The following is a 13,410-nucleotide window of genomic DNA, read 5'->3' as shown; positions in this document are numbered from 1 at the left end:
GTGCCCGCCGTGCCCGCGTCCGCCGCCCCCGCGGCCGCCGTCAGCCCGGTGCTGCGTGTGCCGCCCGCCGCTCCCGCCGCGGCGGCCGCGTACTTCGCGGCCGGCCTGGCCTTCCACACGGACGTCTCCGACGTCGCCGCCGCCCTCGCCACCGGCGGGGACCCCGGGTTCGTCGTGCTCGACTCCCGCTCGACCGAGGCGTGGGACCAGGGGCACGTCCCCGGGGCCGTCCACCTACCGACGGCCCTCGTCGCCGAACGGGCCGAACGGCTCCTCGACCGGGACGTCCCGGTGGTCGTGTACTGCTGGGGGCCCGGATGCGACGGCGCCGCCCGCGCCGCCCTGGCCCTCGCCGAACGGGGCTTCCGGGTGAAGGAGATGCTCGGCGGCTTCGAGTACTGGGCCCGCGAGGGGTTCCCGTACGAGACGCGGGAGGGCCGGCGCCGCCAGGACGCCGACCCCCTGACCGCACCCGCCGGCACCGACCCCTGCGGCTGCTGACCGGGCCCGCGCCCCGGGGCCGGGCGCGGTCAGCAGCCGGGACAGCTCGTCAAGGCCGGGAGGGCTCGTCAGAGCCGGGACAGCTCGTCGACGAGGTCGTCCAGGCCGAGGGGGCCCTGGGAGAGCGCCGCCATGTGCCACTTCTTCGCGTCGAACGCGGCGCCGTGCGCCCGGCGGGCGTTCTCCCGGCCCAGCAGCCACGCCCGCTCGCCGAGCTTGTAGCCGATGGCCTGCGCCGGCATGGAGAGGTAGCGGACCATCTCGCTCTCGACGAACTCCGGCGGCCGGCTGCTGTGCCGCTGGAAGAACTCCTGCGCCAGCTCCGGCGTCCACCGCTCACCGGGCCGGAACGGCGAGTGCGCGGGGATCTCCAGCCCGAGGTGCATGCCGATGTCGACGATCACCCGGCACGCCCGCATCATCTGCGCGTCGAGGTAGCCGAGCCGCCGCTCCGGGTCGGGGAGGAAGCCCAGCTCGTCCATGAGCCGCTCCGCGTACAGCGCCCAGCCCTCCGCGTTGGCGCTGACCATGCCGACCGTCGCCTGGAAGCGGGAGAGCCGGTCCGCCACGTGCGCCCACTGCGCCAGCTGGAGGTGGTGCCCCGGCACGCCCTCGTGGTACCAGGTGGACACCAGGTCGTAGACGGGGAACCGCGTCTCGCCGTTGACGGGCAGCCAGGTCCGGCCGGGGCGGGAGAAGTCCTCCGACGGTCCCGTGTAGTACGGCGCCGCGGCGCTGCCGGGAGGCGCGATGCGCGACTCGACGCGCCGGACCCGCTCGGCGAGTTCGAAGTGCGTGCCGTCGAGGGCGTCGATCGCCTCGTCCATGAGCTGCTGGAGCCAGGCCCGGGCCTCCTCCGCGCCCTCGATGTGCGTACCGTGCTCGTCGAGGTGGGCCAGGGCCTCCCACGGGCCGGCGCCCGGCAGGATCTTGGCGGCCTCCTTCTCCATCTCGCCGAGGAGGCGGTGGTACTCGTCCCATCCGTACGCGTACGCCTCGTCCAGGTCGAAGTCCGTGCCGTTGTGGTACCGGGACCAGCGGGCGTACCGCTCGCGGCCCACCGTGTCCGGCGCGCCCGCCACGGCGGGGGCGTACACGTCGCGCATCCAGTCCCGCAGCCCGGCGACGGCCGCGGTGGCGCCGCGCGCCGCCACGTCCAGCTCCCCGCGCAGCGGGGACGGCCCGCCCGCGGCGAACTCCTCGAACCAGCCGCGGGCGCCCTCACCGCTGCCCGCCCACTTGCCCAACTGGTCCACGAAGGTGGCCGTGGCGCGCGGCCCGCCCGGCAGCCCGCGCTCCAGACCGAGCGCCAGGGACTCCCGGTAGCCGTCGAGCGCGGCCGGCACGGCGCGCAGCCGCTCGGCGACGGCCGCCCAGTCCTCGTGCGTCTCCGTCGGCATCACCGTGAAGGCCATGCGCACACTGTGCGCGGGCGAGCGGAGGTTGCTGACGGTGCGCAGGCCCTCCTGCGCCTCGTGGACGGCCAGTTCGGCGGTGAGCCGCTCCCGCAGGAGCCGCCCGCAGCGGCGCTCGGCGTCGCTGCGCGCGCCCGGCAGGAGTTCCGCCGCGTCGAGCCGGGCGAGCGTCTCGCGGGCCAGGACGGCCAGTTCCTCCTGGCCGGCGGGGGAGAAGTCGGGCAGGAGCGCGGAGCACTCGCGCACGCCCAGGTACGTGCCGGTGACCGGGTCGAGGGCGACGAGGGCGTCCACGAAGGCGTCCGCGACCTGTCGCGGCAGAGCGCTGCTGGGGGTATCTGGCATGCCCCCATCCTGGTACGCGTCCGCCGCCCGCGTCACCTCATTCGATCACAGTCGGCTGACAAATGAGCGACGGTCGCGTGCCCCGGTCGCGCGGTCCGGGGCGCCGGACCCCCGGCGGGCCGGGCGGCGCCGGGACGCCTGCCGCCGCGCGGTGCCGGTGCCGGGCGCGCCGCCGGTCGGCGCGACCTGTGGCGCAGCCCGAGCGGAGCGCCCCGCCGTCCGGCCGGCGGGCCCGCGGGGCGGGGGCCGGTGTGCCGGCGGGGGCGTGGCGGCCGGGCCGCCGGGTGGCCGCGGTGGGGGCGCGGTCCGGTTCGCCGGGTGGCCGACTTTGGCCGGATCGCGTCGATACCGGAGCGGGGGAGGCGGGGCTACGGCCGGTGCGAAGCGCCCTGACCGGCGGGACCCTGCCCGGTGGACCGGTCGGCGTACGGGGCGTGGCGGCCCTGCTCCCCGGCCGACTTGTGACGTTCGGCGTGCGGGCCGCCGAGCCGCGCGGTGATCACCAGGGTGCCTTCCTCGATCTGGTAGTCCAGCGGCAGGTGCAGCGCGCGCATCGCGGCGACCATGCCCGTGTTGGACGACTGGGTGACCGCGTACACGCTGTCGCACCCGGCGTCGACGGCGAGTCCCACCAGCCGGCGCAGCAGCTCGGAGCCGATGCCCCGGCGCTGCCAGTCGTCCTCGACCAGCAGGGCGACCTCGGTCTCGTCGCCGTCCCAGAGGAGGTGGCCCAGGGCGACCAGCCGGCCCGACCCGGACCGGACGGCGAGCGTCTGCCCGAAGCGCGGGCTCAGGAGATGGCCGAGGTAGCGGTCGGCGTCGGCGACCGGGCCGTGGTACCGCAGCCCGAGGGTGCGCTCGGAGCAGCGGTCGTGCATGGCGCGCGCGGCCGCCAGGTCGTCCTGGTCGGCGCGGCTGACGGTGATCTCGCCCCCCTCGGGCAGCGTCAGGACGTCCTGGCCGCGCGGGACCCGCGGCCCGAGCCGGGCGTCCAGCTCGACGAGGGCGCGGGCGCGGGCGAACTCGCTGGGGGTGAAGGGCAGGTAGGGGCGCTCGACGGTGAGCACACCGCCGTACGGGTCGCGCAGCAGCATGACGGTGTCGTCCTGCTCCAGCGCGCCCTCCACCGGAGCCGTGCGCTCGCTGCGGCGGCCGGTCGGGGACACGGGCGGGTGGGAGCGGATGGCGCAGCGGCCGAGCAGCTGGCGCAGTGCCAGGGGGAGTTCCGCGGCGTCCAGGGCGGTGCGGGTGGCGAGGGTGAGGACACGGGTGGGGGAGTCGACCAGGTCGTGGGCGTCGGCGCGTTCGACCCAGGTCCGCGCGCCGCCCGCCGCGGCGACCCGCCGGGTCAGGTCGGCCGGACGCAGCGGTTCGGGGGCGCGCAGCAGGAACTCGTCGACCGTGCCCTCGGCCAGGGGGTGGGTCTGCAGGGTGAGGATGTCGACCCGCAGCTCCGCGAGGGCGGCGCACAGGGCGGCCAGGCTGCCGGGCTCGTCACGCACGGTGGTCCGCATCCGCCACAGGGCGGTCTCCTCCCTCCCGCGGACCGCCCCTGCCGGTGCCGGTGTCGGTGTCGGTGCGGCCGAGGGCGCGGATGCCGGCGTGCTCGCGGTGGGCCGGGAGGGTGATGACGCGGGCGGCGCATGGCTGTGCCGCCGTGCCCACCAGGTGTGGAACGCGGCCGTCGCCACCAGCGCCACGGCGGAGACGGCCAGCAGGTACGGCCCGTCCGGGCCGTGCGCGATCGTGTTCGCGACCGCGTCCGCGACCGCCACGGCGGTGAAGAGGGCGGCCAGCTCTACGAGGTCCCGCCGCCAGTGGTGCTGACGGCGGGTACGCTGCGCGGGGGCGACGGTCGTCGCGGGAGTCGTGTCGGTCATGGCAGCACTCTCGCGCAGTGGTGTTGCGCGATCACGAACGGTCTGTGACCGATGGGTTAAGCATGCGTCTGTACGCTTAGTGGTTGATTTTTCCACTTTGCGCAGTCCGGGTCGATCGTGGCGCCGAGCGCTTGAGGACACCGGCGCCCGACACCGGCGCCCGACACCGGGGCCGCCTCCGACTCCGCCGGGGCGGCTCACCGAACGCCTCACCGACTGCTACGCCGATCGCTTCGCGGGCCGTCCCGCCGGCCGCTGCTCCCCGGCCCGCAGCGCCTGCGCGAGCCGTCTCGCCTGGACGGCGAGTCGTGTGGACCCCCGCCGCGCCGCCACCTCGGCCAGCCCCTCCGGCGGCCCGCCGGGAAGGTGCCGCGCGTCACCGCACCGCTCGGCGCAGTCGCCGCCCACCGCCAGCAACTCGCCGAGCCCCCGCGGCGGTTCGCCGCCGGTGAGGAGCGTCGGCAGCGCCGCCCCCAGCACCGTCCACACCGTCGCGTACGCGCCCGTCGCCGCCGCGGTGCGTACGGCGTCGGCCAGCCGGTTCACCTTGACCGTGCCGAGGCGGACCAGCTCGGCGAGGTCCCGGCCGAGGCGGGCCGCGTCCAGCTCCCCGCGCGTCGCCAGCACCAGCAGCGCGTCGACGGCCGCGAGCCGGTCCTCCGAGTGCCGCGCGCCGAGCCCGTACGCCACCGCCAGGTGCAGCGAGGGCCCCGCCTCCCCGCCCGCCTCGGCGAGGACCGGCAGCCACCGCGCACCGTCCGGCTCCTCGGTCTCGGTGGCCCGGGCGACCCGGGGCAGCAGCCACGCCGCGAGCGTCTCGCGGTCCTCGGGGAGCACCGTCAACTGGAGCCCGGTCACCGGCCCACGGCAGGAGCAGCGGTCGTCCGTCCCCGCGAACGGTTCGGCCAGGGCACGCAGGGCGGGCGGGAGACCCGCGCACAGCGCGGGCCGGCCCGGTGTCGCCACGGCCACGGGGACCACCGGTGGGCGCCCCGCCTCCCGGGCCCGGCCGGGCCGCGCGGCCTCGGTCGGCACCCGTGTGCCCGGCCCGTACGGCGCCGGGCCCGCCAGCCACGCGGCGAGGCGGTCGCCCGCCCGAGTGCCCAGCGCGCCGGCCGCCTCCGCGGCGGCGGCCGCCCCCGGGCCGGTCCGCTCGACGCGCAGCAGTGCCTGCGCGAGGTCGCACTCCGCGGGCCGCGCGTCCAGCCGCCGGTACTCCGCCAGCCGGGCCACCAGCTCGCCGGCGTCGACCGACCCGGTGTGCCAGGTGGGCGTCGCCAGCAGGAAGGGCAGCGGCTCGGTGAGCACCCGAAGCGCCGCCTCCTGCGTCCGCGCGAGCCAGACGAGCGCGAGCCGTTCCCCGGCGCACACCTCCGGCCCCGCCTGCCGGCGCAGCGCACGGCGCAGGTCACCGGGGTCGACCCGGCCCAGCAGCGCGGCCAGCACCAGGTGCAGGCCCTCCAGCCGGTCCGGGCCGAGCCGTGTCTCCCGCTGCCACCACAGGCCCGGCAGGAGCGCCGTCAGCGCCTCGCGGAGCGCGGCCGGGTCCGTGTGGGCGTGGCGTACGAGCCCGGCCAGCACCCGCTCGACGCCGATCGGGTCCGGGTCGCCGGGGCGGAGCGCCTCGGCCAGGTCCCCGACCAGCTCCGGCAGCGCCCGCGGGGCCGGAGCGACGCGCCCGCGCTCCGGGGCCGGCGGCAGCAGCTCCTCGTACGGGCCGTCCGCGCCGGCCGGCTCGGGCAGATCGCCGAACACGTCGACCGCCGCGGCCCGGTGTACCGGGCTCAGCAAATCGGCGGCGGTACCGGCCAGGGCGCGGCGCACGTCCGCGTCCACCGCGCCCAGGTGCCGGCCCACCAGCCCCAACGCCTGCTCCTGCATGCCGGTGTCCTCGTGCCCGAACAGCTCGGCCACCACCGGCAGCAGCTCCCCGGCCGCGCCGGCGTCGTCCCGCAGGATCCGCGCGAGCAGGGACAATTGGGCGCGGACCAGCTTCTTCTCCGGGCGGAACAGGACCGAGGCGGACGCCTCGGCGGCCTGCCGCACCGGCAGCCGGCCGGCCTCGGCCAGCCGGGACAGCACCTCCAGGGCGTGCCCCGCGACCGGCGACGGGGCTTGTGCCGCCAGCGCCGCCCAGTCGGCCGTGTGCGCCGCCTCCTCGTCCGCCGTCGGCTCCAGGGCCGTCAGCAGACCGAGGAAGAACCGCAGGTCGGCCTGACGGCCGCCGAGCAGCAGCCGCGCCACGCACCCGTCCACGAGGACTGTCCGCGCCACGGTGCCCGTGGCCGGGAGGGCCGCGAGGGCGTCCGTCCACTCCTTGCGCCACACCAGGGCCTGCGCCGCCCCGACGGTCTCGAACAGCCGGGGCACCAGGTCCGGCGCCTGCGGGTCGGACGCCAGGTCCGGCCGTGCCCCGTGCCGCGACAGCGAGTCCACCCAGCCGTGCAGGTAGCCGTCCGTCCTCGGCACCGCGCACCCGGCGCGCCGTACCAGCTCGTGGATGAGGGGGTAGTCGTCCCGTGCCGTGGCCGAGCGGCGCGCCAGTCGGTGCGCCACGTCCCCGAGCCACGCCCGGTCGCGGTCCGCCACCGCCTCCACCACCTGCTCGTAGGGGACCGGCACCCATCGCCGCAGGTCCCGGGCGGCGATCCAACCGGCCGCCGCGGCGGCGTCGTCGTGGCAGGCTGCCCCCGCCACGAGGAGGGCCCGCTGGGCGGCGCACCCCTCGTCCCACCGGTCCCAGCCCCAGTCGCGCACCTCCGCGCGCAGCGCCTTCAACCCGCGCAGCGCGGCGGCCCGGTCCGCCGGGGAGAGCCCCCGCACCACCGCGGGAACGTCCCGGAACCGGCCCTGCCGCACCGCGTCCGGCAACTCCGTCACCGCGCACCCCCGCCGACCGCCGTGCCGGGACGGCCCCCCGGAACGGCCGCGGCCGGCGTCCCGACCGGTCCTTCCGAACCGGGCGACCGGGCCGGGCGGGAGGAGCCGGGGGGTGTCTCGCCGATCATGCCGGGCTCCCGGCGTCCGGTGCCGCGCCTCGCCGCGTCGTCGTCGGTCGCCGATGCTCCGCATCGGCTCCCTCCTCCGCCCCGCGCCGCACGGCACCGGACACCGCTCGCCGATCCGGCCCGATCGACAAGGCACCCCCTGGGGGCGGACGGGCGTGCGGGGGCGAGTGCCTGAACGGATCGCGTCATGTCTCCGACCGTAGGCCCCGCCACTGACAACGCGGCCACGAGCCCGACCGCCCCGCGACCGGGGTCGCTCAACGTCGCCGCGGGCCGCATCGCCCGCCCGTCACGCGCCCCATGGGCCGCCGGGCGACCCACATCTACGAAGTGCCCGGTCCCCTGCCGCGCACCGCGTCGGCCAGGGCGCGGACCCCGCGCGCGATGTCGGCCGGGGAGAGGTGCGCGTACCCCAGCACCAACGCCGCACCGCCCCCGCCCGCCCTTCCCTCCGCGCCCCCGCCCGTATGCGCGCCCCCGCCGGCCTCCCGGTCCGTGCCGTAGTCGGTGAGTGGGCGCAGCACGACGCCCGCCGCGGCCGCGCGCTCCAGGAAGGCGGCCGCCGGCCCGTACCGCGCCGGTACGCGCGCGATGACGTGCAGCCCCGCGGCGATGCCGGTCACCTCCGTACCCGGCAGCGCGGCGGCCAAGGCGCGCACCAGGGCGTCCCGCCGCTCCCGGTACGCGCTGCGGCAGCGCCGCAGGTGCCGGTCGTAGCCGCCGCGCGCGACGAAGTCCGCCAGCACCGCCTGGTCGAGCACCGGACAGCCGAGGTCCGCCATCCGCTTCCGCTCGACCACGGCCTCCGCCAGGGCCTCCGGCAGCAGCAGCCACCCGAGCCGCAGCCCCGGGGCGAGCGACTTGCTCACCGAACCGGTGTGGACGACCCGCTCCGGGTCGAGCCCCTGCAGCGCGCCGACGGGCTCCCGGTCGTAGCGGAAGTCGCCGTCGTAGTCGTCCTCGACCACCCACCCGTCCACGTCGCGCGCCCAGTCGAGCAGCGCGGCCCGCCGCCCCGCCGAGTAGCCGATGCCCAGCGGGAACTGGTGCGCCGGCGTCGTCACGACCGCCCGGACGCCCGACGCGGCCAGCACCCCCGGCTCGGCCCCCTCCGAGTCCAGCGGCACCCCGACGGCGCGCAGCCCGACCGCCGCGAAGAGCGCGCCGTGGTTCGGGCTCCCGGGGTCCTCGACCCCCACCGACCGCTCGCCGCGCTCCCGCAGGACGGACCCCACCAGCGTCAGCGCCTGCGCGACGCCCGCGCAGACCACCAGGCGCTCCGGGTCCGCCACCACGCCCCGCCGCCGGGTGAGGAGCGCCGCCAGGGCGGTCCGCAGCTCCGGCAGGCCGCGCGGGTCCGGATAGCCCAACCGCCGGTGCGCGAGCCCGCCCAGCGCCGTCTTGTACGCCGCCGCCCACGCCGCGCGCGGGAACAGCGACAGGTCCGGGACGCCCGGCCGGAAGTCCACGCGCACACCGGGGGAGTGCGGCGCCAGGTCCCGCGCGCCGCCCGGGGCGGGGGCGCGCGCCGCGTCGCCGACCCAGGTTCCCGAACCCCGGGCGCTGCGCAGGTACCCCTCGGCGGTCAGCTGCTCGTACGCCTCCGTCACCAGCCCGCGCGACACGCCCAGTTCGGCCGCCAGCTCCCGGGTCGACGGCAGGCGCGTCCCGGCCGCGAGCCGTCCGCGGCGCACCGCGTCGCGCAGCGCCTCCCGCAGGGCGCGGCCCCGCGCGCGGGCCGGCGCGGCCGCCACCGGGGCCAGCAACTCCCACGTGCCGCCGCCCTCTTCGCGTACCGACATGACCGTGACCCTACAAGGCGCCGACGCGGCGGCGTTGTCAGTGCCGCGCACTAGGTTGCGGAGCAGAAAGTGGTCCCCGAAGAAAGGAGGAAAGTGGTCCTCAAGCAGGACAACCACGTTCCCTAGCGTCGACGTCATGAACGCCACCTCACGGAGCGGCGCCCTCCTCGCGGCCCTCGCCTGCGTCCTCGTCGGCGCCTCCTTCACCGCCAACAGCGTCCTCGGCTCCTACCCGTACGCGGGCGGCCAGGCCCTCCGCTACGGGCTCGCCTGCCTGCTCCTCCTGCCCCTGCTGGGCCGTGGCGGACTGGCGCCCCTGCGCGCCCTGTCCGCCGCCGCGTGGATCCGCCTCGCCGCCCTGGCCGCCATCGGCATGGTCGGCTTCAACCTCGCCGTGCTCGCCGCCGAGCGCACCGCGGAGCCCGCCGTGCCGGGCGTCCTCGTCGGCTGCGCGCCCGTCGTGGTCGCCGTCCTGGTACCGCTCCTGGCCGGCCGCGGACCCACGCGGCCCGTCCTGTACGGGTCGGCACTGGTCGCCGTCGGCGCCCTCACCGTGCAGGGGTGGGGGCGCACCGACGCGGCCGGTGTCCTCTTCTCGGTGTGCGCCCTGGTGGGCGAGGTGGGCTTCGCGGTGCTGGCCGTCCCGGTCCTGAAGCCGCTGGGCCCGAGGCTGCTGGCGGCGACGGTGTGCGGGGTCGCCGCCGCGGAGTCCGCCCTGCTCGCCGCGGTCACCGGTGGGGCGGACGCCCTGCGGCTCCCCGCCCCGGCGGAGGCGGCGGCGCTGCTGTGGCAGGCCGCCGTCGTCACGGTCGTCGGCTTCGTCTGCTGGTACACGGGCGTGCAGCGGATCGGCGCCGAGCGGGCGACGCTCTTCTGCGGACTGATCCCGGTGTCCGCCGCGCTCACCGCGCCGCTGGTGGCCGCCGGTTCCTACGGACCGGCCCAGGCGGTGGGCAGCGCCCTCGTCGGAGCCGGGGTGGCGTACGGCTCCGGGGCGCTCACGGGCACCGTCCCGCGCGGCCGGTCAGCGCTGCGACGGGCCTTCGCCGGCCGCGGCGCCGCCGCTCCGGCGGTCGGCCCCGCGGCCGGTGGGGCGGGCGGTCAGGCCGCCGCTGCCGTCCAGCAGGACGCGGGCGACGAGCGCCGGGTCGTCGTGCATGGGGACGTGCCCGCACCCCGGCAGCCGCACCAGGCGGGCCCGCGGCAGCACGCCCCGCGCCCGAAGACCCTGCCGCGGCGATAGCAGACGGTCCCGAGTGCCCCAGCCGATCGTCACGGGCACGCCGGGCACGTCCTCCCGGTACGGCACGCCCCGCCCGGCCGCCAGCGTCCGCTCGAAGCCGACGGCCGCGCGCAGCGCCAGTGCCTCGGCGACCACCGCTTCCGGCGAGCGGCGGGCGGGCCGGGCGTAGATGGCGCTCGTCAGCGCCACCCGCCCGGCGGCCGACCGCGACAGCCGCTCGATCAGCGGTACCGGCAGCGCGCGGGCCCCCAGCCGCATCGCCCGCAGGGCCGCGTAGGCGTACCTCCGCTCCGCCTCCGACCAGAACCCCGCCGGCGACAGCGCCGTGACCGACCGGGCGAGCCCCGCCCGGCCCATCCCCAGGGCCAGCAGGCCCCCCAGGGAGTTGCCCGCCACGTGCGGGCGCTCGACGCCCAGCGCCGCGCAGAGCGCCCCCAGGGCCGGCACGACCGCCACCGGGTCGTACGCCACCCCGTCCGGCAGCGCCTCCGACCCCCCGAAGCCGGGCAGGTCCGCGGCGATGACGTCCCGCTCGCCCGCCAGGACGTCCAGCACCGGTTCCCACGCCTGCCAGTGGTGCCCGATCCCGTGCAGCAGGAGGAGCGGCTCCCCCTCACCCCTGCGCTCGTAGCACACGGACAGCGCGCGCGGCCCCCGCGGCGTGTCCACCGTGAACGAGACCTCCGTGGCCATGTCGCCCCTCCTTGTTCGTCCGACCGTCGGGGCCCGGCGCCGCGGACACCCGCGGCCGCCCGGCCCGCTTGCCGGACCGCCCCGCGCGAACAGCTTGTCAGCCCCGATTACCGTGCGGTAGCCCCGCGTTCAGGCGCGGATCGGCCACACCCCGCCGCCGCGTTCCCCCCTTCGGCCACGATTGGTCTTGACCAAGCGGGTGGCCCGTCCTATGGTCGCAGGGATAGTGCAGGGACCTTTAATAAACAAGGGCAAGGAAAAGTCGTCCGGTACACGGCGATCGCGGAGGATCAGGGTGGGGACCACGCAGCTGGAAACGGTGCCGGAGCCCAAGTACTGGCACCTGAAGACCGTGCTCGGTGAGGCGCTCGACTCCGAGTTCCAGGTCGGGGAGGTCCTGCCCAACGAGCGGGAGCTCGCCGCGCGCTTCGGCGTCGCGCGCGCCACGCTCCGCCAGGCGCTCGAGCAGCTGGAGCTGGAGGGCCGCCTGCAGCGCCGCCGCGGCGTCGGCACGACCGTCGCCCCGCCGCGCGTAGGCGTCGACGTCTCCACCGCCCGGCACCACTGGCCCACCGCGGGCGACGAGAGCTGGCAGGCCGTCGACTGCTCCGCCGCCCGGCCGCCCCTCGCCGTCCTGCGCCTGCTGGACGCCGAAGCCGGTGCCCGCGGCGGCGCGGGCGCGCCCGCGGACCGCCCCGTGTACGTCGTGCGCAGGCTGCGGGCGACGCACGGCCAGGCCGTTGCCGCCGAGCAGCTCTACGTGCCCGCCGCCTCGGTCCCCGGCCTGGTGGCGCCCGGGACGCTGGGTGGCACCGCCCTGGCCCGCGGCGTCCTGCGCGAGTTGGAACGGCTGCCCCTGGAGGGCCAGGACCGCGCCGTCGAGCTGGGGTCGGCCCGCGCGGACGACGCCAAGGAGCTCGACCGCCTCCCCGGCGCGCCGGTCCTCGTCGTCACCACGCGCTACCTCTCCGGCGGCCGCACCGCGGCGGTCTCCGTCGCCACGTACCGCGCCGACACCTGCCGGCTCACCTTCGGCGACGCGGGCGACTTCCAGATCGCCTCCTGAACGCCCCCTGAGCGCTTCTTCCTGGCCCGGGAGGCCGGGTTCCACCCGGGGGCACGTGCCGTAAGGCCCGCCGGCCCGGGACGTGCCGTAGGGGTCCCGCCGGCCGGCCGCGGGCATCCGCGGGGGACACCGGCGCGGCCGCACGCGCCGCGGCGGGTCCGCGCGGCCGGCGGCGGTGCGGTCAGCGCCGGGCGGTGACCGTGCCCTCCACGGCGAACAGCTGCTCCTCCACGTGGTCCAGGGCCAACCGCAGCGCGCCCGTCGCCACCGCCGCCTCGCCCAGCAGCGACAGCGCCACGCGCGGCGGCCGCAGGCAGAACCGCGCCAACTCCTCCCGCAGCGGCGGCAGGATCCCGTCCAGTCCGGCGGCCCAGCCGCCCACCACGACCAGCTCCGGGTCGAGCGCCAGCACCAGCGCGCCCACGTCGTGCACCAGCCGCTGCGTGAACCGGTCCACCGCCGCCAGCGCCCCGGCGTCACCCCGGCGCGCCCGCGCGAACACCTCGGCCACGGCGTGCTCGTCCAGCGGGTGCAGCGGCTCGTCCGTCGTTGACAGGAGCGTCTCGGGGGTCGCGCCGCGCCCCAGCAGGTGCAGCGCGCCGATCTCGCCGGCCGCCCCGCCGAACCCGCGGTGCAGCCGCCCGCCGATCAGCGCCCCGGCGCCCGGGCTGAGTCCCGCGAGGACGAAGACGACGTCGTCGGAGTCGATCGCGGCGCCCTTCCAGTGCTCGGCGACCGCCGCGGCGTTGGCGTCGTTCTCCACCAGCACCGGGCAGCGGAAGGACCGGCTCAGCCGTTCGCCCAGCGCCAGCCCCGTCCACCCGGGCAGCGCCGTGCCGAGCCGGACCCTGCCGTCCGCCTCGACGATCCCGGGCGTGCCCACGCCGACCGCCCGCAGCATGCCGCGCGCGACGCCGGTGCGGCGCAGCACGTCGGCGACGGCCGCGCGGACCCGTTCCAGCCGCTCGTCGGCCGACGCCGTCTCGGATACCTGCCGGGTGCCCGCCCCGATGATCCGGCCGTCGAGCCCCGAGAGCAGCGCGGCGACCCGGTGGGGGCCGATCTCGATGCCCAGCAGGTGCCCCGCCTCGGCCCGGAAGCGGAAGCGGCGGGCCGGCCGCCCCTGGCGCCGCACCTCGCCCTCCTCGGGGCCCGCCTCGATGACGAGACCCGCCTCGATCAGCCCCTCGGTCACCCCCTCCACCGTGGGTCGCGAGAGGCCGGTGAGACGGGTGAGATCGGTCAGCGTGCGGGCTTCACCGCCGCGCAGCGCATGGAGTACCACCGCGGAGTTGATCCGCCGCAGCAGCGACGGGTCACCGCCGGTAAGTCGCCCCACCGTCTGTCCTCCCAGCTCGTGCCGCGTGTCTGCCGGATCGTACTCAATGTCGAGTGGAGCGGCGAGCGCGGGCCGCCCAGCGGTCCCGCCGCCCCGCGCCGGCGGCCGATCCCCGGCG

General features: G+C 77.7%; 8 protein-coding genes and 1 pseudogene. 3 read left to right on the top strand and 6 right to left on the bottom strand.

All coding sequences use genetic code 11. The annotated features are described in order from the left end of the window. Positions 1–501, top strand: coding sequence for a rhodanese-like domain-containing protein (locus LPA54_RS18635; RefSeq protein WP_228979154.1), 501 nt, complete (start codon positions 1–3; stop codon positions 499–501). Positions 502–569: 68 nt separating this feature from the next. Here the strand turns inward: LPA54_RS18635 and LPA54_RS18630 are convergent, their stop codons facing one another. The 4 genes from LPA54_RS18630 to LPA54_RS18615 all read right to left on the bottom strand — a co-directional run bounded on the left by LPA54_RS18630 (position 570) and on the right by LPA54_RS18615 (position 8,951). Continuing rightward, positions 570–2,261, bottom strand: coding sequence for a DUF885 domain-containing protein (locus tag LPA54_RS18630; RefSeq protein WP_228979153.1), 1,692 nt, complete (start codon positions 2,259–2,261; stop codon positions 570–572). Between the two features lie 368 nt (positions 2,262–2,629). Then, positions 2,630–4,141, bottom strand: coding sequence for a GNAT family N-acetyltransferase (locus tag LPA54_RS18625; RefSeq protein ID WP_228979152.1), 1,512 nt, complete (start codon positions 4,139–4,141; stop codon positions 2,630–2,632). 219 nt (positions 4,142–4,360) lie between these two features. Further along, a complete protein-coding gene (locus LPA54_RS18620; protein ID WP_228979150.1) occupies positions 4,361–7,021 on the bottom strand; it encodes a DUF6493 family protein in 2,661 nt (886 codons plus the stop codon). A gap of 451 nt (positions 7,022–7,472) precedes the next feature. Then, positions 7,473–8,951 carry a PLP-dependent aminotransferase family protein gene (locus LPA54_RS18615; RefSeq protein WP_228979148.1) on the bottom strand — a complete coding sequence of 493 codons (1,479 nt, stop codon included), beginning with the start codon at positions 8,949–8,951 and terminating at the stop codon, positions 7,473–7,475. On the opposite strand from LPA54_RS18615, the pseudogene LPA54_RS18610 reads away from it, so the two are divergent. Then, positions 8,950–9,921 (top strand): annotated as a pseudogene (locus LPA54_RS18610) (EamA family transporter); the annotation flags it as partial. The gene LPA54_RS18615 and the pseudogene LPA54_RS18610 overlap by 2 nt on opposite strands. A gap of 54 nt (positions 9,922–9,975) precedes the next feature. Here the strand turns inward: LPA54_RS18610 and LPA54_RS18605 are convergent. Beyond that, entirely contained in the window at positions 9,976–10,887 is a 912-nt protein-coding gene (locus tag LPA54_RS18605) for an alpha/beta fold hydrolase (RefSeq protein WP_228979146.1), read from the bottom strand. A gap of 295 nt (positions 10,888–11,182) precedes the next feature. Between LPA54_RS18605 and LPA54_RS18600 the strand changes: the two genes are divergently transcribed. Then, the gene (locus LPA54_RS18600; protein WP_228979143.1) at positions 11,183–11,953 is read left to right on the top strand and encodes a GntR family transcriptional regulator; all 771 of its coding nucleotides are present in this window, start codon (positions 11,183–11,185) and stop codon (positions 11,951–11,953) included. A gap of 181 nt (positions 11,954–12,134) precedes the next feature. On the opposite strand, the gene LPA54_RS18595 is transcribed toward LPA54_RS18600, so the two are convergent. Continuing rightward, a complete protein-coding gene (locus tag LPA54_RS18595) occupies positions 12,135–13,292 on the bottom strand; it encodes an ROK family transcriptional regulator (RefSeq protein WP_228979141.1) in 1,158 nt (385 codons plus the stop codon). Between the last annotated feature and the right edge of the window lie 118 nt (positions 13,293–13,410).

Origin of the sequence: Streptomyces sp. DH12 (assembly GCF_020873895.1) — a bacterium.
Classification (GTDB): domain Bacteria; phylum Actinomycetota; class Actinomycetes; order Streptomycetales; family Streptomycetaceae; genus Streptomyces.
The sequence above is the reverse complement of the archived record's forward strand: the minus strand, read 5'-3'. Positions and strand labels throughout refer to the sequence as shown.